The sequence below is a fragment of the Achromobacter sp. HNDS-1 genome, from assembly GCF_040084795.1.
GTDB classification, from domain to species: domain Bacteria; phylum Pseudomonadota; class Gammaproteobacteria; order Burkholderiales; family Burkholderiaceae_B; genus Achromobacter; species Achromobacter ruhlandii.
On the sequence record NZ_CP157584.1, the window covers coordinates 4,251,234 to 4,272,028 of the forward strand.

Below are 20,795 nucleotides of genomic sequence, written 5' to 3' on the forward strand. Positions count from 1 at the left end.
GCTTGAACCCTGCCCATCGGGATGCCGCGGAGCCGGCTCTGCCGGTCCGCAGGCATGCCCCCTGGGGGGGAGGCGCGCAGCGCTTCGGGGGGGGCTATTTCGGCTTACTTCACCAGCGTCCAGTTGCCGTCCTTCACCGTGATGAGTTCGCGGCCGCGGTCGTCGAAGCCGCTGTGGTCGGCGGCGCTCATGTTGTAGACGCCCTGGGTGCCGACCAGTTCGCGGGTCTGCTCCAGCGCGTCGCGCAGCGCGCTGCGGAACTCCTTGGTGCCCGGCTTGCCGGCTTTCTCGGCCAGCGGGATGGCCTTTTCCAGCAGCAGGCCGGCGTCGTAGACGTTGGCGCCGAAGGTGGCGGGCTTGGAGCCGTTGAGTTTTTCGTAGGCGGCGATGTAGTCGCTGGCGACCTTCTTGGACGGGTTGCTGTCGGGCATTTCCGGCAGCACCAGCATCAGGCTGGCGGCCAGCACGGTGCCTTCGACCTTCTTGCCGCCGAGCTTGAGAAAGTCGGGCAGCGCGGCGCCGTGGGTCTGGTAGAACTTGCCCTTGTAGCCCTGGTCGAACAGCGTCGTCTGCGGCAGCACGCTGGCGGCGCCGGGAGCGGCCACCAGCACGGCGTCGGGCTTGGCCGCCAGGATCTTCAGGGCCTGGCCGGTGACCGAGCTGTCAAAGCGCAGGTAGCGTTCGTTGGCGGTGATCTTGATGCCCTTCTCGGCCGCCAGGCCGGAGAACACCTTGTACCAGTTCTCGCCATAGGGATCGTTCAGGCCGATGAAGCCGACCGTCTTGATGCCGGTCTTGGCCATGTGGTCGACCAGCGCGCGGGCGATGATGTCGTCGTTCTGGGTGGTCTTGAAGACCCACTTCTTCTGCTCGTTCATCGGCAGCACCACGGCGGCGGTGCCCACCGGCGCCAGCATCGGCACGCCGGCCTCGGCGGCGAACTGGATCACGCCCATGGCGTTGGGCGAGCCCGACGGCCCGATCAGGGCGTCCACGTTCTGTTCGGTGATGAGCTTCTTGAAGGCCGTGACCGAGTTGGTGGAATCGCTGGCGTCGTCCAGCGAGATGTATTCCACGGTCAGGTCGCCGATCTTCTTGGGCAGCAGCGGCACGGTGTTCTTTTGCGGAATGCCGACCAGCGCGGTGGGGCCGGTGGACGAGGTGACCACGCCGACCTTGACCTGGGCCAGGACGGGCAGGGAGACCAGCGTGGCCAGCACGGCGGCGGCCAGGGGGAGTTTCTTCGACAGCATGGCAAAACCTCCGGATAGGGGGCAGAGTGGGTGCGGCTGGAAAACGGAGAAAACGGATACCGCGAAAATTGCTTTTGGCTTCAACTTTCTGGCACTGCACTGTAGACGCGGTCTGCGTGCTTACCTATCCGTCAAAACCCGAAGCGGATGCGTGGGACGCCGGTCAGATGGTGATGGAACTGACGCTGGCGCCGCCGCAGACGAACAGCGTCTGGCCGGTGACGAAGCTGTTGGCCGGGTCGGCGAAGAACATCACCGCCCGCGCCACGTCGTCCGAGCGTCCCAGGCGCTTGACCGGGATGCCGTTGGCCAGCTGCGTTTCGCGTTCGCTGCCGGGTTCGATCACTTCGTAGAACATGTCGGTCTGGATCGGGCCGGGCGCCACCACGTTGACGGTGATGCCAAAGGGGGCCAGTTCCAGCGACCAGGTGCGCGCCATGCCGACCATGCCGGCCTTGGTGGCGGAATAAGCGGTGCGGGTGGGCAGGCCCAGCGCGCCGCGCGAGGACATCATGACGATGCGGCCGAAATGGCGTTCCTGCATGCCGGGCAAGGCCGCCTGCACCAGGCTGATGGCCGCGCCCAGGTGGATCTGGGTCAGGCCGTGCAGTTCCTCCTGGGTCACCTGCGGCAGCAGGTTGGGCCAGATGACGCCGGCGTTGTGGATGACATGGCTGACCGGAAAGCGCGCCGCGATCTCGGCGCCCGCCTGGGCCGTGGCGTCGGCGTCCAGCAGGTCCACCTGCACGTTGTGCAGGCGCGGATGGCTGAAGTCGGCGGCGCGGCGCGCCATCGAGATCACCTCGTAGCCCGCGTCGAGCATGCTGCGGCAGACTTCGGCGCCGATGCCGGCGCTGCCGCCGGTGACGATGGCGACGTTGGTTTGCGTCATGATGAATCCCCCTGTGTTCTGTTGTTCTTGACGGCCGCTCAGGCGCGCGGCGCCAGCGCCAGCACCCGCAGCGGGCTGCCCGAGCCGCTGCGGATCTTGAGCGGCGCCGAGAAGATCACCGCGCCGGTGGGCGGCAGCTGGTCCAGGTTGGTCAGGCACTGCAGGCCGTAGCGGTTGTTGCCGTGCATGAAGTAGTGGCAGGGGTAGGGCGGATTCAGGTGATGGGCCTGACCGGCGTCGGTGCCCACCGATTCGGTGCCGAAGCCGTGCACGTCGCGTTCCTTGATCAGCCACGGCACCACCTCGGCGTCGGGGCCGGGCGAATGCGCGCCGTCTTCCTGCATGTTCAGGTATTCGGCCGGCTTGGCGCGCTTGGACCAGTCGGTGCGCATCAGCACCCAGGAACGGGCCGGGATGCGGCCATGCTGTTCCTCCCACTTCTTGACGAAGTCGATGGTCAGCAGGAAGTCGGGGTTGTCGCGCGCCTCGGCCGAACAGTCGATGACGCAGGCGCTGGCGATGAAGGCCTCCACCGGGATGGTGTCGACGGTGTTGTCGGGCTGGTCCTTGCCGGTGACCCAGTGCACCGGCGCATCGAAGTGGGTGCCGGTGTGCTCGGAGCACGAGAAATTGTTCCAGTACCAGGCCGGGCCGCGCTCGTCGTAGCGCGAGATTTCCTCGATGCGGAACGGCCAGGCCTGGCCGAACTCCGGCGGCAGCACGATGGTGGGGAATTCGGGCGTCAGCGTCTCGGTCAGGTCCACCAGGCGGATGCGGCCCGACACCAGTTCGGTCATGAATTGGGCAAGTATGGGTTGGCTCATCTGTTGCTCCTTTGGTTTTCGTGTCGGGGCGTCAGGCGCCCAGTTCCCGTTCCAGTCCCTTGGGGTTTTCCGCCAGCCGCGCGCGGAATTCCTGCGCCACGTCGCCGACGTACACGTCCTCGACGCCGTCCTTCAGCGCGCGCACGATGGCGCTCGCGATGGCCGTGGGCGCCACGCGCGGGGGCGGCGTGCGCTGCTCCCATTCGTGGTCGACCGGGCCGGGGAACACGTTCACCACGCGCACGCCGGCCGGCCGCATTTCGGCGCGCAGGCATTGCGCCAGCGACAGCGCGGCGGCCTTGGAGGCCGACCACATGCCGCGCGCCGGCAGGTTGACGTGGGCGTAGATCGACAGCACGTTGACCCAGGCCGTGGCGTTGTTGACGCCGTCGGCGGCGCGGCCGCATAGCGCTGGCCCGAAACCCTGCGCCAGCCGCATCAGGCCCAGCACATTGACGTCCAGGGCGTCGCGCGCGGTGTTGACGTCCTTGCGGCCGAGCAGGCCGCCTTCGCGTTCCAGGTCGGCGGTGTTGACCAGGATCTCGACCTTGCCGCCGATCGATGCGGCGGCGCGTTCGACCGAGTCGCTGTCGGTCACGTCCAGCGCCAGCGCCTGCACCCGTGGATCGGCCGCCAGCGCGTCGAAGCCGGCGTCGCGGCGCCAGGCCTGCGGATCGCCCAGGAGCACAGTCGGGCAGCCGGCGTCGAGCAGGGCGCGCGCCACCGCCTGGCCCACCGCCGACTTGCCGTCGGTGACCAGCGCCCGGCGGAATTTCGGATCGCACGAGGTCTCGCGCAGGGTCTTGTCGTCTTCCATATGGGGCGTATTCCTTTCGGGCAGGGCGATCATCACGGCCTGGCCGCTGCGGTCGAGCTTGAGCGCCAGCCGCACGCGCGCGCCGTCGGCGCAATCCTGGTGCACGTGCGCGACAACTGACGGGCCGGCGTCCATGCGCACGGTGCCCACGCGCCACGGCAGGCGTTCACGGAAATAGAGATCGTTGCTGTGGTGCAGGGTGGTGCTGACCAGCAGCACGCCGTTGGGATCCACCGGCCGCCACGGCAGGCGCTCCGACAGGCAATGGCCGCAGACTTCGCGCGGCGGGTACTGCACCGCGCCGCAATCGGCGCACGTCTGCAGCTCGAAGCGGCCTTCGGCGGCCGCGGCCGTCAGGCCCAGGGCGGCGCGGCTGCGGGCGCCCGGCGGCAGGGTCGGCTGGCGCGTGCGCGCCACGGGATTCTTGCGCGGCGGCTTGGCTAGCGGCTCGGTCATGCGTCGCTCCTGGCCAGGATGGCCGCGGCGGTGCACAGCCCGCGGTCGTAGTTGATCATGCCGAAGCCGCTGACCAGGCCCAGGCGCGCGTTGGCCACCTGCGTGCCGCCGGCCGTGCCGGTCAGCTGGCGCAGCGCCTCGACCATGCCGAGATAGCCGCCGGCGGCGCCGGCCTGGCCCACCGACAACTGCCCGCCGTTGGTGTTGAAGGGGAAGCTGCCGTCGACGGTGAAGGTGTTGGCGCGCACGAATTGCGGCGCCTCGCCCTTGGCGCAGAAGCCCAGGTCCTCCATCTGCATCAGGTTGATGACGGGGTAGTCGTCGTAGGCCTGCAGGAAGTCCATGTCGGCCGGGGCCGCGTCCGCCATGCCATAGAGTTCGTCGATGTCCATGGTCCAGCCGCCGCGGGTCTGGATCGGGTCCTCGATCCAGGCGTTGTGGCGCTCGATGGTGGACAGGATGCGGGCGTAGGGCAGGTTCAGCGCCCGCGCCCGGTCTTCGCTCATCACCAGGAAGCCGTCGGCGCCAGCGCAGGGCATGACGCAGTCGAACAGGTGGATCGGGTCGGTGATGACGCGCGCGTCCAGGTATTGCTTGAGCGTCAGCGGCTTCTTCATCAGCGCGTGCGGATAGCGCAGCGCGTTGTCGCGCTGCGCCACGCAAACCTTGCCGAAGTCCTCGCGGGTGGCGCCGGTGCTGCGCATGTAGTGCGCGGTCAGCAGCGCGAAGCTGGCGTTGGGGCCGCCCGCGCCATAGGGGTAGACCGCGTCCTGGGCGAAGCGCGAGAACTGGCTGACGGTGTTGCGGAACGAGTCGACCTGGTTGGTGTCGCCCGCGATGCAGGCGACGATGCCGGCGTCGCCCGCCTGCACCGCGCGCGCGGCGCGGCGCAGCGCGGCCACGCCGCTGGCGCCGCCCATGGGGATGTGATCGAGCCAGCGCGGGCTCATGCCCAGGTGCTGCGTCAGGCCCACGGCGGTGTCCGGCGCCAGCGTGAAGCTGGACACGCACAGGCCGTCGACGTCGGTCTTGGCGATGCCGGCCTGGCGGATCAGCGCGCCCAGCGCGCGGCCGAGCCACCAATGCGCGGCATGGGTGGAATAGCGCTCATACGGAATGCTGACGGGCAGGGCCGCCACCACGCCGTCGTAGCGGGCGCGCGGCGGGCTCATCGGGCGGGCTCCTGGCGCTTCTTCATGGCGGTGGTGTCGACGCAGCTGGCCGTGCCCGGCAGGGTCGGCGCCAGCGCCTTCATTTCGCCGCGCTGGATCTTGTTGGTGGTGGTGAGCGGCAGGCTGTCGACGAAGGCGACGTAGCCGGGCGCCTTGTAATAGGCCAGTTGTTGCAGGCTCCACTGCACGATGTCGCGGGCCGCGTCGGCGCGGGCGGCGGCGTCGGCGGGCGCGGTTTCCGCCACCACGCAGGCCAGCACCTCGTCGCCGCGCACCGGGTCGGGCACGGCGGCCACCGCCACGGCCTTGACCAGCGGATGCTGCAGCAGCACGCTTTCGACTTCCACGGCGGAGATGTTCTCGCCGCTGCGGCGGATCACGTTCTTCTTGCGGTCGACGAAGCGCAGCGCGCCGTCGGCCTCGCGGCGCACGATGTCGCCGGTGTGGAACCAGCCGTCCTCCCAGGCCTGCGAAGTGGCCTCGGCGTCCTTCAGGTAGCCGGCGAAGAAGCCGTAGCGCGGGTCATCGCCGGCATGGCGCACCAGCAGCTCGCCCGGCTCGCCGGCGGCGGCCTCGCCGCCGTGATCGGCGACGATGCGCACCAGCACGTCATCCTCTTCGCGGCCGAAGCAGCTGCTGCCGATGTGGCGCGGCTCCTGGTTGGCGATGATGACGGCCCCGGCGCCCGTTTCGGTCATGGCCCAGGCTTCCAGCAGCGGAAAACCGAAGCGTTCCTCGAAGGGCTGGTGCAGCTTGCGGTCGACGCCCGCGCCGAAACCGAATCGGATGGCTGGCTGCCTGTCCCGCGCCGACGGCTCGGCCTTCATCAGGATCGCCGGCATCACGCCCAGGTAGTGCAGCACGGTGGCGCCGGATTCGCGCACGCTCTCCCACCAGGTCTTGGGATGGAAGCGGTCCAGCGGAATCAGGCAGCCGCCGGTCAGCACCATGGCCATGGCGGAATAGGCCATGGCGTTCATGTGCACCAGCGGCAGCGGCGTCAGCATGCGCTCCTCGCCGGGGCGCAGCTCGGCCAGGCCGCCGATGCGGGCGTACCAGCCGCCCGCGTGCAGGAAATAGCGGTTCGGCAGGATGCAGCCCTTGGGACGGCCGGTCGTGCCGGACGTGTACAGCAGCGCGCATTCGGTCAGTTCGTCGGGCGCGCCCGCCAGCGGCGCGGGGAAGGGCGCGGCGGGCGGGGCGGCGTCCGGCCCCATCACGCGCAGCGGCCGGCCGGCGCGCTCGGCGGCGGCCAGCAGGTCGGCGTGGCGCTCGGGCAGTGCCACCGCCAGCGCGATCTCGGAATGGCCCGTCAGGTACTCCAGTTCGGCCGCGCGCAGGTCGGGGTTGATCGGCACCACCGACACGCCCAGCGCGTTCAGCGCGAACCAGTGCAGGAAGAAGGCAGGCCGGTTTTCCAGCAGCAGGCCGGCGCGGTGGCCGTGGCCGTAGCCGGCGCGGGCGTAGGCCGCGCGCAGCGTCTCGATGGCGGCGGCCGCCTGGGCGTAGGTCAGCTCGCCGGCGCCGATGCCGTAGATGTCGGCGGTTTCCGGCAGGATGCACAGGAAGGGCCGGGCGCCATGCCGGGCCGCGGTGTCCAGGAAAGCCTGGTGGACGGTGGGGCTCACAAGCCGCTCCTACATGAACAATTGGATGTTGCCGAACGCGGCGTCGCAGTTCACCAGGTCGACGCGCTTGAGGCGGATACGCAGCGCGCCGTCCTGCTCGACCAGGTGATGCGTGGCCCAGCCGGCGTACAGCGTCTGCGCGTCCTGCCGCGTCTCGACGTAATGGAAGGCGGTGCGCACCACGTGGCGGCCCTGGTCCGGCGCCGAGTCGGGATGGTCGTGTTCGACCGTGGGCGCCTGTAGCAGATGATGGCAGCGGCTCTTGGGCTGCTGCGAGAAGGTGCGCTGGCCGGCCAGGCGCTCCACGCGCACGCGCAGCAGCAGCTTGTCCTCGTACATGAGCGAGGCATGCAGGCGGGCGTCGGTCTGGCCGTGGGCCAGCGGCATCCAGTAGTGGCCGTCCTCGGTGTACAGATCCAGCCAGTCCTCGAAGCGCAACTCGTCGAGCAGGCGCGCCTCGGCGTAGACGAAATCGATCAGGTCGCGGTCGCTCAAGCTCATGCCTGCTCCGTCATGTAGCGGCCCCATGCGCGGTACTGGTTGCGCATCTGCCATTCGTTGGTGCCGTTGGTGGTGACGTTCTTCTGGCCGAGCTCGGCGGGGTCGTACAGGCGGCCGACGTTGACCCAGTCGCGGGCGCGCGATTGCAGGCCATCCTGCGCGCGCTCGTACATCTCCAGGTCGTCGTGGCCGACCACCGAGGTGGGCGCGTTGATCAGGCGGTTGTACATGAGGGTGCGTTCCAGCAGCAGGTCGGGCGCGCCGACCAGGCGGAAGGTCCACGACTCCACCAGGGTGCGGTCGGCGGCGATCGGCTTGAACACGCGCAGGGTCTGGATCGGGCCCTTGACCATGATGTTGGGGAAGTACACGGTGTTGTGGCGCACGTCGCCCAGGATCTGGCGGGCGCGCTCCTCGCCATAGGCGGCGACCATGGACTCCCAGTAACCCGGAATGCCCGAATAGGCGGCGTGGATCGAATCGGACACGCCGGTGTGGCCGTGGCCGTTTTCCCAGACGCGGATGCCCATGTTCTCGAAAAACTCGTAGGGCGAGATGAATGGCGCGAACAGTTCCACCGCCATCGGCTTGGGCGTGCCGGCCGGGGCCTGTTCCCAGACCTTGACCGCGGTGCCGGCCGACGACTCGTGCGCCACCATCGGGTGGCAGGTGTCGGTCTGGTTGTCGACCAGCATCTTCCAGTTGCAGCGGTGCATGTAGCGCAGCACGCCGCCGGCCACTTCCAGCCGGCCTTCGGGCGAGCGGTCGACCATGTTGTCCAGCGTCGACAGCGCGTCACCGAAGAAGTCCTCGAACGACTGGCCGGTCGGGTTCAGGCGGCAGAACACGAAGCCGCGATGGTTGCGCACGTCTTTCACCGCCGCCATGCCCTGGCTGGCCTCGCACTGCTCCAGGCCGGTGTTTTCATAGCCTTTTTTCAGCGGGATCGACAGCAGGCTGCCGTCGGTCTTGAAAGTCCAGGCGTGGTACGGGCAGCGGAAGAACTTGCCGGTGTTGCCACAGGCGTCGCCCGCCACCATGGTGCCCTTGTGCGGGCAGCGGTTGTGCAGCACGCGCACCGAACGGTCGCTGTGGCGCACCATCACCACCGGCTGGTTGCCGACGGTGGTGGTGATGTAGTCGCCGGGGTTGGGCACCTGGCTGTCGTGGCCGACGTAGACCCAGGTGTTGGCGTACAGCCGTTCCATCTCCAGGTCGAACAGTTCGTCGTCGATGAACAGGTCCTTGTGCACCTCGGTCTCGCGCAGCAGGGCGCGGATGGCGTCGGGGTTGTCGCGGTATTTGGCCATGGGAGTCTCCTCTTGTCGCGCCCGGCCCTACAGGTCCAGCACCAGGCGCGCCGACTTGGCGCGCGAGATGCAGATCTGGATGATCTTGCCGCTGGCTTTCTCGGTATCCGACAGGTAATAGTCGCGGTGGTCCGGCTCGCCCTCCAGCACGGTGGCCTGGCACACGCCGCATTCGCCGCGCTTGCAGTCGTACATCGGGTCGCAGCCTTCTTCTTCCATGACGTCGACGATGGTCTTGTCGGCGGGAATCGTCAGCACCCGGCCGGACTGGCGCAGCTCGACCTCGAAGGGCTGGTCGCCCGCCTGCGGCGCGGCGGTCGCGAACAGCTCGAAATGGATGTGGGCGTCGGGCCAGTGGCGGGCGCGCGCTTCCTGGATGACGGCGTCGATCAGGCCCTTGGGGCCGCAGACGTACAGGTGCTGGCGCGGGTTGGCGGCGTCCAGCAGCGCCTTCAGGTCGAAGCGGCAGGAAGCGTCGTCGTCGGCATGGGGCACCAGCGCGTCGCCAGCCAGCGCCTGGAGTTCCGGCAAAAACGCCAGCTGGTCGCGGCTGCGGCCGCTGTAGTGCAGTTCGAAGGCGCGGCCGGCGGACTTGAGCGCCGCCGCCATCGACGCCACCGGCGTGATGCCGATGCCGCCGGCGATCAGCACCACCGGTTCGTCGCCAGCCGGACCCTCGTGCAGCGGGAAATCGTTCTTCGGTCCTTCGACGCTGAGCGTGTCGCCCACCGCCAGACCGTGCATGTGGCGCGAGCCGCCCGCGCTGGCTTCTTCCAGCCGCACGCCCAGGCGGTATTCGACGGGTTCGGCGAAGCGGCCGGCTTCCGGCGTCAGTTGCACCAGCGAGTAGCAGCGCGGTTCGCGCAGGCCGGGCACGCTGACCTTCAGGTGGGCGCCGGGGCCGAAGGCGGGCAGGGCGCCGCCGTCTTCGCGCGCCAGGCGCAGCGAGCGGATCAGCGGCGATTCCTGGCGGACTTCACGGACGATGAGTTTCAGGGTTTGCACGGCGTTCGTCTCTATCTCGATGTCAGGCGGCCAGTTTCTCGGCCAGTTGGCGTTCCATGGGGCCGCATTTCTCGTCGGCCAGCGCGGCCTGGCGCAAGGCGCGCAGCGAAGCCGCGGCATCGGGCCGGCCCGCCAGTTGGGCGGCGGCCGCGATCAGTTGGCGGTACTTGCCGCCGCCGCGCGCGTGGGTGTCGCTGTAGCCCTTGACCAGGCGGCGGCAGTTGACGGTCTCGACCGCCAGGTCGTAGTCGCGCGGCGCCAGGCTGGCGATCAGGTCGAGCCATTGGGTCAGACCCTCGGATTCGATCTGGTGGCGCAGCGTGCGGCGGCGGAAGCGCCGCATGCCGGCCAGCGTGTACAGCATCAGGAAGCCGCCCAGCGTGCCGCTCTGCATGCGGCGGCCCTTGCCCAGGCGGCGTTCAACGAAACCGCCGAAGGCCTTCGACCGTTCGAGCCAGCGGCCCAGCCCGGCCGGCAGCGTGCCGCAGATTTCCTCCAGCCGCGGATGCATGAATTCGGTGGTGTAGACCAACTGGTCCGGCTTGGCGCCGACCTCGGCGCGCACCCGCTCGAAGCGGCTGCCGCGCGTCTTCAGGTCGGCCACGCGGATCACGTCGTCATAGGCCATGGCGGTGGCCAGGTAGCGCGCGGCGGCACAGGTCAGCGCCCATTGCTTCGATTCGCCGCCGTGGCGCGCGTCGAGTTCGCGGATCGCGGCCATGCGGGCCAGGTAGTCCTCGGCATAGGCCAGGTCCTGGAACTCGATCTGGCGGCGCGCGCCGGCCGTCAACATCGGCTGCGCACAGGCGGGGAAATCGCGCGTGATGCGGTCCAGCAGCGCTTGCGCCGCCGGGCTGGCGGCGCGTTCGGGCACGACCGGCTGTGGCCGGGTCAGGTCGATCGCGGCCGGCTGCGCGGGCGCCTGGTCGGCGGCCTCGAAGCCGAGCGCGAAGGCGCGCAGGCTGGCGTCCACGCCGACGCCAGCGCGGCGCACGGTGGCCTCGAAGTCGTCGCGCGAGAACGGCAGCGCGCCGCTGCCGGCGACGGCGCCGAACAGGCTGGCGCTGATGACGCTGCCGGCGCGGTCGGCCAGGTCCTGCAGGTCGAAGCAGAGGAAGCGGCGGGCCGCGGCGCGGCCGGCCTCCAGCACCTTGTTGGGATCGGCGATGCCGTTGCCCGGCGCCGATTTCTCGCTGACCGCGTAGCTGCGGTGCGACGAGGCAATCAGCACGCTGCGGTCGGGCGTCACCAGCCCGCGCTGGATGGCGCGGCCGCCTTCCATCAGTTCGGCCGCCACCACCAGATCGACGTCGCCCGGCGTGGGCATCAGCGCCAGCGCGGGCGGGCGGCCGGCGCGCGTCACGTCGGATTCGGGCAGCAGCTCCAGGTAATAGATGGTGGCGCCGGTGCGCTGCGCCACGCCCGGCACCGAAGTGGTCTGGGCCCACCAGCCGGCGTGCTCGGCCATGTCGACGATCCAGTCGGCCAGCACGCCGCCGCCCTGGCCGCCCATGGCCAGGATGGCGATCTTGATGGGAGTGCCTTGCTGCAATGCCACCGGGTTCATGGGGCGGGTCCTCACAGGGCGAATTTGGCCAGGCGCGCTTCGCGGCGGCGCTGCAGGTAGCCGATCACGCCCTGGCGCAGGCGCGCCAGGAAACGGTCGCGGCCGCTGGGGTTGTGGACGATGTCGGCGCGGTAGAAGGACGGGCATAGCACGGCGGCGTGCGCCACTTCGCCGCAGTTGCCGCAGCCGACGCAGCTGCTCTCGACGTGGGCGACCGGATCTTCCTTGAGGGGATCGCCGCTGTCCTTGACCGTCAGCGACGGGCAGCCGGACAGCCGGATACAGGCATGGTCGCCGGTACAGACGTCGGGGTCGACGCCGAAGCGTTCCTTGACCACGCGCTTGCCGGCCTTGACCGCCTGGTTGAACAGCGGCTTGATGCGGCGCTGCTTGTTCAGCATGCATTCCGACTGGGCGATGATGACCTTGGGGCCCTTGATGTCGGTGGTCAGCGCTTCCTCGATGGTGGCGCGCACCTTGGCCACGTCATAGGTGCGGTCCAGCGTGCGCACCCACTTCACGCCCACGCCGCGCACGGCCTGGTCGATGGGATTGTTGGTGGAGCGGTCCGGATTCTCGGCGCGCGAGGACAGGATGTCCTGCCCGCCGGTGGCCGAGGCATAGAAGTTGTCGACGATGACGATGACGCCGTCGTACTTGTTGAACACCGCGTTGCCGATGCCCGAGGCCAGGCCGTTGTGCCAGAAGCCGCCGTCGCCCATGATCGAGATGGGCCGCTTGGCCGCCGGCACGTTGAAGGCCGCGGCGCTGGACGCGCCCAGGCCGTAGCCCATGGTGGTCGCGCCCAGGTTGAACGGCGGCAGAATCGAGAACAGGTGGCAGCCGATGTCGCAGGAGATATGGTGCTGGCCCAGCTTTTCCTGCGCCAGCGTCAGGGCCGAGAAGATCGGCCGCTCCGGACAGCCGGTACAGAAGCCGGCCGGGCGCGGCGGCACCACCGCGGCCAGTTCCGCGACGTGCTTGTGGAAGGTGATGGGCTGTTCGGCCGGACGCGGCGCGGGCTTGGGCCGGGTGATTTCGGTGACCTGCAGCGCGGGCTCGGCGGCGCCGGCGTCGGCGGCCACGGCCGGATGGGTCTGCAGCGATTCGGGGCGTTCGCGCTTGAGGAATTCGCGCAGGCCGTCGCGCATCACCTGGGTGGTGTATTCGCCCGCCATCGGCAGCACGTCCTTGCCGGACAGCTTCGTATCGACGCCGGCCTTGCGCAGCACCGCGTGCAGGGCCTGTTCCAGGTAGTCGGGCTGGCCTTCCTCCAGCAGCAGCACGGCGCGCTTGCCGCGGCAGAAGTCGATGACCTCGTCCTCGATCACGGGGTAGGCCACGTTCATCACATACAGCGGGATGCGGCTGTTGCCGAAGTTGTCGGCCAGGCCCAGCAGTTGCAGGGCGCGGATCACGCCGTTGTACAGGCCGCCCTGCAAGATCAGGCCGATGTCGTCCTGGTCGCCATCGAAGTGCTCGTTGAGCCTGTGCTCCTTGATATAGCGGATGGCGGCGGGCCAGCGTTCCTTGATCTTTTCCTGCTCGTGCAGGAACGACGCGGGAGGCAACACGATGCGGCTGGTGTCGCGCGCCGGGCTTTCCAGCGCCTGGGCCAGCGAGAACGCCGGCCGCTGGTTGTCCTTGGCAATGAAGCGGCCGTGCACGTGGCAGCCGCGGATGCGCAGTTGCAGCATCACTGGCGTCTTGCTGGCCTCCGACAGCGCGAAGCCGTCTTCCACCGCCTTGACCATGCTTTCCAGGTTAGGGCGCGGATCGAGCAGCCAGATCTGCGATTTCATGGCGAACGCGTGCGAGCGTTCCTGCATGATGGACGAGCCTTCGCCGTAGTCTTCGCCGACGATGATGAGCGAGCCGCCGGTGACGCCGCCCGAGGCCAGGTTGGCCAGCGCGTCGGAGGCGACGTTGGTGCCGACGGTGGATTTCCAGGTGACCGCGCCGCGGATCGGGTACATGACCGAGGCGGCCAGCGTGGCGGCGGCGGTGGCTTCCGAGGCGCTGGCCTCGAAGTGCACGCCGAGTTCCTGCAGGATGTCGTTGGCGTCGGCCAGCACGTCCATCAGGTGCGAGATGGGCGAGCCCTGGTAGCCCGCGACATAGCCCACGCCGGACTGCAGCAGCGCCTTGGTGACCGCGAGAATCCCCTCGCCGCGGAACTCCTCGCCCGCGCCGATGCGCAACTGCTGGACTTCTTTCTTGAAAGACCTTTCAGCCATCTCGAACTCCTCCACGCGGACCGGCATCCGGGTCCCGAAGCCATGCTGCTGCGCAGCACGCCCATGTCACGAAATTTCGCTCTGAAAAATACTTTAGGAGTCAACGTTTTAGCTGTCAACAAAAAAGATGAAATTTCATGGAATCAAAAAAATATCACGCGAAAACAAGGGTGTATATACTGGTTGTTCTCTATCCGAGTGCTCGTGAAAACGCGCTTTGATGGTGCAAAAACGGGTTGCGATTCGGGGTATACCCTGTGCTGCGCAACAGCATTGCGCCGCGTCATGGCGCCAGCGCGCGCCATCGTGGTGCAATGCGCCTGCCGGCCTCGGGTCGCCTATTCAATATTGATGCGTGGGAGCGGAACAACATGCGGTCGGACAAGCACGGCGGCGGTACCCGGGACGGCGGTGCGCGGTTCGTCGATGACTACCTGGCCTATCTGCTGGCGCAGGCCAGCCAGCGCATCTCGGCGGAGTTTCATCAGCAGGTGAAAGCGGCTGGCCTGTCGGTCACCGAATGGCGGGTGCTGGCCAGCCTGGAAGGCAGCGCTGGCGAAACCATCGGCGACCTGGCGGTGCTGGCGATCACCAAGCAACCGACCTTGAGCAAGGTGGTGCAGCGCATGGAAACCGAAGGGCTGGTGACGCGCACCGAAGTGCGCGCCGACCGCCGCCAGACGCGCGTGGTCATCACCACCAAGGGCCGCCATCTGATCGCCGCGCTATGCGAGCAGGCCATGCAGCACCAGAAGGCGGTGCTGGCGCCGTTCGGCGATGATCAGGCGGCCCTGCTGATTGACATGCTGCGCCGCCTGATGGCCGAGCACGTGCCGCTCGACCTGCCGCTGGACGCCGACGAATAGGGCGGTGCGCGCGGGCGGGGCGGCAAACAAGCCCCCGATCCGGGGGGCCGGGATGGGATGGGGCGACCGAACGCTGTTTACATACCGGGCCAGCGATTTTTTTGTCATATTTTTATACGTCCCTAAATATGTTCTCCCTCTGAAAACCCCCTCCGGTACGCATAAACCCTTAATTGACGCGGGTCTTGGGCCTAGGCAATATCGCGCCGGTATTCAGACTACAGTCAGGAGTTGAACCTATGCGCCGCACTTTGATTGCCATCGCGATCGCCGCCGCCGTGGCCGTGCCCTCGATCGGGCAGGCCAAGACCTTCCGTTGGGCCGCCCAGGGCGACATCCTCACCTTTGATCCGCACTCGCAGAACGAAGGCATGACGATTGCCGCCAACAGCTACGTCTATGAACCGCTGGTGGACTACGACAAGGACTTCAAGGTGGTGCCGCGCCTGGCGACCGAGTGGCAGCAGGTTTCGCCCACGCTGTACCGCTTCAAGCTGCGCCCCGGCGTCAAGTTCCACGACGGCGCCGCCTTCACGGCCGACGACGTGGTGTTCTCGGTGCATCGCGCCATGGCGCCCACCTCGAACTACAAGGCGTACACCACCGGCATCAAGGAAGCGCGCAAGATCGACGACCTGACGGTCGAGATCGAGACCACCGCGCCCAACCCGGTGCTGCTGCGCCAGTTGCCCAACGTGTTCATCATGAACAAGGCCTGGTCGGAGAAGAACAACATCGCCAAGCCGCAGGACTTCGTCAACAAGGAAGAGACCTTCGGCGCGCGCAACACCAACGGCACCGGCCCGTACAAGCTGAAGTCGCGCGAAGTCGACGTGCGCACCGTGTTCGAAGAGAACAAGGACTGGTGGAACAAGGCCGGCAAGGTCGGCAACGTGACCGAAGTGGTGTTCACGCCGATCAAGCAGAACGCCACCCGCACCGCCGCGCTGCTGTCCGGCGAGATCGACTTCGTGCTCGATCCGGCCGCTCAGGATCTGGACCGCCTGCGCCAGTCGGCCAAGGTGGTCGAGGGCAACGAGTACCGCACCATCTACCTGGGCCTGGACCAGAAGCGTCCCGAGCTGCAGTATTCCAACATCAAGGGCAAGAACCCGTTCCAGGACATCCGCGTGCGCGAGGCGCTGTACCGCGCCATCGACGTCGACGCCATCAAGCGCGCGGTGATGCGCGGCCTGTCGGCGCCCACCGGCACCATGATCGCGCCGCAGGTCCATGGCTGGGCCGAGTCGCTGCACAAGCGCGTGCCCTACGATCCCGAGAAGGCCCGCGCGCTGCTCAAGGACGCCGGCTATGACGGCACGCTGAACTTCACGCTCGACTGTCCCAACAACCGCTACATCAACGACGAGGCCATCTGCCAGGCGGTGGTCGGCATGTGGGCCAAGGTGGGCGTGAAGGCGACCATGAACGCCATGCCGCGTTCGACCTACTTCCCCAAGGTGCAGAATTCCGACACCAGCGCCTACCTGTTCGGCTGGGGCGTGCCGACGTTCGACGCCATGTACACGCTGCAGAACCTGATCCGCACCAAGGGCGAGGGCGCGGACGGCATGTACAACCTGGGCAACTACAGCAACAAGGACCTGGATGCGATCATCGACCGCATCAAGACCGAAACCGACGCGGCCAAGCGCGACGCCGACATCCGCAAGGTGCTGGAAGTGCACGCGCAGGAATTCGGCCACATCCCGCTGCATGACCAGGTCATTCCCTGGGCCATGCGCAAGAACGTGTCGGTGATCCACCGCGCGGACAACCGCCTCGTTGCCGACTGGGTCAAGGTCGACTGACCCCGCCCTTCCGGCTAACCAGACAGCGAAGCCCCGCGGGGCTTCGCCGTTTTGCCTTTCCCGCCTATGTTTGCTTTCATACTGCGTCGCCTGTTGCAGGCCGTAGCGGTGATGCTCACCGTCGCGCTACTGGCCTTCGTGCTTTTTCAATACGTCGGCGACCCTGTCACCATCATGCTGGGGCAGGACGCCACCGATGCCGAGCGCATCGAGCTGCGTGAGCGCCTGGGGCTGAACGAGCCCGCCATCGTCCAGTTCGGCCACTTCGTGGCCAACGCCGCGCAAGGCAATTTCGGCATTTCCCTGCGCCAGAGCGAACCGGTCTCGAGCCTGCTCAAGTCGCGCCTGCCGGCCACGCTGGAGCTGTCCCTGGTGGCGGCCCTGCTGGCGCTGGTGGTGGGCGTGCCGCTGGGCGTGTACACCGCGCTCAAGCGCAACAGCCTGCTGTCGCAGCTGCTGCTGGCCGGCTCGCTGCTGGGCGTGTCGTTGCCGACCTTCCTGATCGGCATCCTGCTGATCCTGGTGTTCTCGGTGCAACTGGGCTGGCTGCCCAGCTACGGCCGCGGCGATACCGTGGCGCTGGGCTGGTGGACCTCCGGCCTGTTCACCGCCAATGGCTGGAAGCACCTGATCCTGCCGTCGATCACGCTGTCGCTATTCCAGATGACGCTGGTGCTGCGGCTGGTGCGTTCGGAAATGCTGGAGGTGCTGCGTTCGGACTACATCAAGTTCGCGCGCGCCCGCGGCCTGAAGCGGCGCGCCATCCATTTCGGCCACGCGCTCAAGAACACCATGGTGCCCGTCATCACCATCACCGGCCTGCAGCTGGGCGGCATCATTGCTTTTGCCATCGTGACCGAGACGGTGTTCCAGTGGCCCGGCATGGGGTTGCTGTTCATCCAGGCGGTGCAATTCGCCGACGTGCCGGTGATGGCCGCGTACCTGTGCCTGATCGCGCTGGTGTTCGTGGTGATCAACCTGATCGTCGATCTTCTGTATTTTGTCGTGGACCCGCGCCTGCGCTCCGGGCTGACCCGCGGCGGAGGTGGCCACTGATGCGTGCCGTTCTGAAACGCTGGTGGGACAGCGATATTGCCTGGGCCTGGCGCCGGGCGCCCGTGGCCATTGTCGCCACCGTCATGCTGGCGCTGTTGCTGATCGGCTCCTTCGGGGCCGGCTGGGTGGCGCCGCACAATCCGTTCGACCTGACCAAGGTCGAGCTGCTGGACGCGCTGCTGCCGCCGGCCTGGTCGCCCAATGGCCAGTCGACCTATCTGCTGGGCACCGACAGCCAGGGCCGCGACCTGTATTCGGCGATCCTGTACGGCACTCGCGTGTCGCTGCTGATCGGCCTGGCCTCGGTGCTGCTGTCGATGCTGATCGGCATCGTGCTGGGGCTGATCTCGGGCTACGCGGGCGGGCGCATCGATGCTTTCATCATGCGCATCGCCGACGTGCAGTTGTCGTTCCCGGCGATCCTGATCGCGCTGCTGATCGACGGCGTGGCGCGCGCCGCGGTGCCGCGCGAGCTGCACGAGATCATCGCGTTCCCGGTGCTGATCGGCGCCATCGCGCTGGCCGGCTGGCCGCAGTACGCGCGCACGGTGCGCGGCTCGACCCTGGTGGAGAAGAACCGCGAATACGTGCAGGCGGCGCGCGTGATCGGCGTGGCCTCGCCCGTGATCATGTTCCGCCACGTGCTGCCCAACGTGCTGGGGCCGGTGCTGGTGCTGGCCACCGTGCACCTGGCGACGGCCATCATCACCGAGGCGACGCTGTCGTTCCTGGGCGTGGGGGTGCCGCCGACGGCGCCGTCGCTGGGCACGCTGATCCGCATCGGCAACGATTTCCTGTTTTCCGGCGAATGGTGGATCACCATCTTCCCGGGCGCGGCGCTGGTGCTGCTGGTGCTGTCGGTCAACCTGCTGGGTGACTGGCTGCGCGACGCACTCAACCCGCGCTTAGGGTGATGGCCCACCCCCGAAGCGCTGCGCGCTTCCCCCTCAAGGGGGCATGCTGGCGGACCGGCGAAGCCGGCTCCGCGGCATCCCGATGGCCCCGTCGGCATTTCATCGGCCTCGGGGGCGCTGTACGTGGAACACGAATTTGAGAAATACCTATGAGCGCATTACTTGAAGTCCGCAACCTGCGCGTGGAGTTCCCCACGCGTCGCGGCACGCTGCTGGCCCTGGACGACGTGTCCTTTTCGATCCAGGCGGGCGAAGTCCTGGGCGTGGTGGGGGAATCGGGCGCCGGCAAGTCGCTGACCGGCGCGTCGATCATCGGCCTGCTGGAACCGCCCGGCCGCATCGCCGGCGGCGAGATCCTGCTGGCGGGCCGGCGCATCGACAACCTGCCCGACGAGCAGATGCGCCGCGTGCGCGGCCGCGAGATCGGCGCGGTGTTCCAGGACCCGCTGACCTCCCTGAACCCGCTGTACACGGTGGGCCGGCAACTGGCCGAGACCATCGTGACGCACCTGGACATGAGCTGGTCGCAGGCGCGCAACCGCGCGGTCGAGCTGCTGGCGGCCACCGGCATCCCGGCGGCGCGCGAGCGCATCGATCACTATCCGCACCAGTTCTCGGGCGGCATGCGCCAGCGCGTGGTGATCGCGCTGGCGCTGGCGGCCGAGCCCAAGCTGGTGGTGGCGGACGAGCCGACCACGGCGCTGGACGTGTCGATCCAGGCGCAGATCATCGAGCTGCTCAAGCGCCTGTGCCGCGAACAGGGCACGGCGGTGATGCTGATCACGCACGACATGGGCGTGATCGCGGAAACGGCGGACCGGGTGGCGGTGATGTACGCGGGACGCGTGGCCGAGATCGGCCCCGTGCGCGACGTCATCCATCAGCCGCGCCATCCGTACACGATGGGGCTGATGGGATCGATCCCGTCGCTGCAAGGGCATGCCGAGCGGCTGGTGCAGATCGACGGCAGCATGCCGCGGCTGAACGCGATTCCGCCGGGCTGTGCCTTCAATCCGCGTTGCGGGCGGCGCCTGCCGCGCTGCGGCCAGGACCGGCCTGAATTGATGCCGGCGGGAACCTCCCGCGCGGCCTGTTGGTTGCATGAGAACGAAGTCGAGGTGACGCCATGAGCACGCCGTTGGTGCAAGTGAAGGATGCGGCGCGCTGGTTCGATGTGTCGCCGCCCTGGCTGGAGCGCAAGCTGGCCGGCAAGCCGCGGGTGATGCTGCGCGCGGTGGACGGCGTGTCGTTCGAGATCAATCGCGGCGAGACCCTGGCGCTGGTGGGCGAGTCGGGCTGCGGCAAGTCGACGGTGGCGCGCATGCTGGTGGGGCTGTATGGGCTGACGCGCGGCGATATCCGTTTCGACGGCCAGCCGCTGTCGCGCATGGCGGAGCCGGGCGGACGCGAGCTGCGCAAGCGGCTGCAGATGATTTTCCAGGATCCGTACGCGAGCCTGAATCCGCGCTGGCGCGTCGGCCGCATCATCGCCGAGCCGATGCTGACGCACACGAAGATGACGCCGGCCGAGCGCACGGCGCGAGTCGGCGAGCTGCTCCGTCAGGTGGGGCTGGATCCGGCCGACCAGGGCCGCTATCCGCACCAGTTCTCGGGCGGGCAGCGCCAGCGGATTTCGATCGCGCGGGCGCTGGCGGTGAATCCGGAGTTCCTGGTGTGCGACGAGCCGACCTCGGCGCTGGATGTGTCGGTGCAGGCGCAGGTGCTGAACCTGATGAAGGACCTGCAGCGCGAGCTGGGGCTGACCTATCTGTTCATCTCGCACAACCTGGCGGTGGTGCATCACGTGGCCGATCGGGTCGGGGTGATGTACCTGGGGCGGATGGTGGAGGTGGCGCCGCGCGATGAGCTGTTCGCGCGGCCGCGGCATCCGTATACGCGGATGCTGCTGGCGGCGATTCCGGATATCGACGGGGCCGGCAAGCCGCGCACGGCGGTGGCGGGGGAGGTGCCGAATCCGTTGAATCCGCCGTCGGGGTGCACGTTTCATCCTCGGTGTCCGCATGCGAATGAGCGGTGCAGGGGGGAGGCGCCGGTGGCTCGGATGGCGGGAGTGGCGGTGGTGGCTTGCCATGCGGTGGAGGAGGGGCGGATTGCGGGGTGATTCCAGTGTGGGCAGTTTGTTGAGTTCTTGAGGCGTCTGTCGCGGCGGGCGGCGGCGGGCGCGGGGCTACGATTGCGGTCCGGAGCGTTCGCTCCGGACTGCCCCTTCCTCATCCTCGTTGCCGCCTGCGGCGGCTGCCTTCGGATTCCGTCGGGCGCATCTACACGCCCCGCGCCCGCCGCCGCCCGCCGCGACAGACTTGCGTCAGCGGCTCATGACGGGTGCTGGGGCGACTGGTGTGCTTGGCGTGTTTGCCGGCACTGTCGTGGGGGGAGAGGGTCTTGCGGGGCTGCTGCAACGGGGCCGCGCGGGCGGCCCGTTGCAGCGTCTGGGTGGTGGGGCGTCGAGGCGGTGCCGGGTGGCC

General features: G+C 68.2%; 17 protein-coding genes. 6 read left to right on the forward strand and 11 right to left on the reverse strand.

What is annotated here, in order from left to right:
• Nucleotides 1-104: 104 nt before the first annotated feature.
• From ABFG95_RS19675 to ABFG95_RS19725, 11 genes are all read right to left on the reverse strand, one after another.
• Nucleotides 105-1,253, reverse strand: coding sequence for an ABC transporter substrate-binding protein (locus tag ABFG95_RS19675; RefSeq protein ID WP_006388950.1), 1,149 nt, complete (start codon nucleotides 1,251-1,253; stop codon nucleotides 105-107).
• 163 nt (nucleotides 1,254-1,416) lie between these two features.
• A complete protein-coding gene (locus ABFG95_RS19680) occupies nucleotides 1,417-2,145 on the reverse strand; it encodes an SDR family oxidoreductase (protein WP_238908075.1) in 729 nt (242 codons plus the stop codon).
• 38 nt (nucleotides 2,146-2,183) lie between these two features.
• Entirely contained in the window at nucleotides 2,184-2,969 is a 786-nt protein-coding gene (locus ABFG95_RS19685; RefSeq protein ID WP_068951001.1) for a cyclase family protein, read from the reverse strand.
• A gap of 31 nt (nucleotides 2,970-3,000) precedes the next feature.
• A complete protein-coding gene (locus tag ABFG95_RS19690) occupies nucleotides 3,001-4,242 on the reverse strand; it encodes an SDR family NAD(P)-dependent oxidoreductase (RefSeq protein ID WP_278992787.1) in 1,242 nt (413 codons plus the stop codon).
• The gene (locus ABFG95_RS19695; protein WP_238908074.1) at nucleotides 4,239-5,414 is read right to left on the reverse strand and encodes a thiolase family protein; all 1,176 of its coding nucleotides are present in this window, start codon (nucleotides 5,412-5,414) and stop codon (nucleotides 4,239-4,241) included. Before ABFG95_RS19695 ends, ABFG95_RS19690 begins: the two co-directional genes overlap by 4 nt.
• Nucleotides 5,411-7,042 carry an AMP-binding protein gene (locus tag ABFG95_RS19700; RefSeq protein WP_278992788.1) on the reverse strand — a complete coding sequence of 544 codons (1,632 nt, stop codon included), beginning with the start codon at nucleotides 7,040-7,042 and terminating at the stop codon, nucleotides 5,411-5,413. The genes ABFG95_RS19695 and ABFG95_RS19700 overlap by 4 nt, the downstream gene beginning before the upstream one ends.
• 9 nt (nucleotides 7,043-7,051) lie before the next feature.
• Nucleotides 7,052-7,543, reverse strand: coding sequence for an aromatic-ring-hydroxylating dioxygenase subunit beta (locus tag ABFG95_RS19705; protein ID WP_049071602.1), 492 nt, complete (start codon nucleotides 7,541-7,543; stop codon nucleotides 7,052-7,054).
• On the reverse strand, nucleotides 7,540-8,853 hold the full coding sequence (locus ABFG95_RS19710; RefSeq protein ID WP_348994854.1) for an aromatic ring-hydroxylating dioxygenase subunit alpha: 1,314 nt from the start codon (nucleotides 8,851-8,853) through the stop codon (nucleotides 7,540-7,542). Before ABFG95_RS19710 ends, ABFG95_RS19705 begins: the two co-directional genes overlap by 4 nt.
• Nucleotides 8,854-8,880: 27 nt before the next feature.
• On the reverse strand, nucleotides 8,881-9,858 hold the full coding sequence (locus ABFG95_RS19715) for a PDR/VanB family oxidoreductase (protein ID WP_049071606.1): 978 nt from the start codon (nucleotides 9,856-9,858) through the stop codon (nucleotides 8,881-8,883).
• A gap of 22 nt (nucleotides 9,859-9,880) precedes the next feature.
• Entirely contained in the window at nucleotides 9,881-11,425 is a 1,545-nt protein-coding gene (locus ABFG95_RS19720) for an indolepyruvate oxidoreductase subunit beta family protein (RefSeq protein WP_049071607.1), read from the reverse strand.
• Between the two features lie 11 nt (nucleotides 11,426-11,436).
• The gene (locus ABFG95_RS19725; RefSeq protein WP_175144763.1) at nucleotides 11,437-13,662 is read right to left on the reverse strand and encodes an indolepyruvate ferredoxin oxidoreductase subunit alpha; all 2,226 of its coding nucleotides are present in this window, start codon (nucleotides 13,660-13,662) and stop codon (nucleotides 11,437-11,439) included.
• A gap of 371 nt (nucleotides 13,663-14,033) precedes the next feature.
• Between ABFG95_RS19725 and ABFG95_RS19730 the strand changes: the two genes are divergently transcribed.
• The 6 genes from ABFG95_RS19730 to ABFG95_RS19755 all read left to right on the forward strand — a co-directional run bounded on the left by ABFG95_RS19730 (nucleotide 14,034) and on the right by ABFG95_RS19755 (nucleotide 20,431).
• Nucleotides 14,034-14,528, forward strand: a complete 495-nt coding sequence (locus tag ABFG95_RS19730) for a MarR family winged helix-turn-helix transcriptional regulator (RefSeq protein ID WP_175188540.1) — start codon at nucleotides 14,034-14,036, stop codon at nucleotides 14,526-14,528.
• A gap of 239 nt (nucleotides 14,529-14,767) precedes the next feature.
• Nucleotides 14,768-16,339 (forward strand): ABC transporter substrate-binding protein, encoded by a 1,572-nt coding sequence (locus tag ABFG95_RS19735; RefSeq protein ID WP_169537474.1) that lies wholly within the window; start codon nucleotides 14,768-14,770, stop codon nucleotides 16,337-16,339.
• Nucleotides 16,340-16,405: 66 nt separating this feature from the next.
• Nucleotides 16,406-17,395: an ABC transporter permease gene (locus tag ABFG95_RS19740; RefSeq protein WP_006388963.1), complete on the forward strand. Its 990-nt coding sequence runs from the start codon at nucleotides 16,406-16,408 to the stop codon at nucleotides 17,393-17,395.
• Nucleotides 17,395-18,309 carry an ABC transporter permease gene (locus ABFG95_RS19745; protein ID WP_026382652.1) on the forward strand — a complete coding sequence of 305 codons (915 nt, stop codon included), beginning with the start codon at nucleotides 17,395-17,397 and terminating at the stop codon, nucleotides 18,307-18,309. Before ABFG95_RS19740 ends, ABFG95_RS19745 begins: the two co-directional genes overlap by 1 nt.
• A gap of 149 nt (nucleotides 18,310-18,458) precedes the next feature.
• A complete protein-coding gene (locus ABFG95_RS19750; protein ID WP_175144761.1) occupies nucleotides 18,459-19,439 on the forward strand; it encodes an ABC transporter ATP-binding protein in 981 nt (326 codons plus the stop codon).
• A complete protein-coding gene (locus ABFG95_RS19755; protein ID WP_059269402.1) occupies nucleotides 19,436-20,431 on the forward strand; it encodes a dipeptide ABC transporter ATP-binding protein in 996 nt (331 codons plus the stop codon). Before ABFG95_RS19750 ends, ABFG95_RS19755 begins: the two co-directional genes overlap by 4 nt.
• The last annotated feature ends 364 nt before the right edge of the window (nucleotides 20,432-20,795 follow it).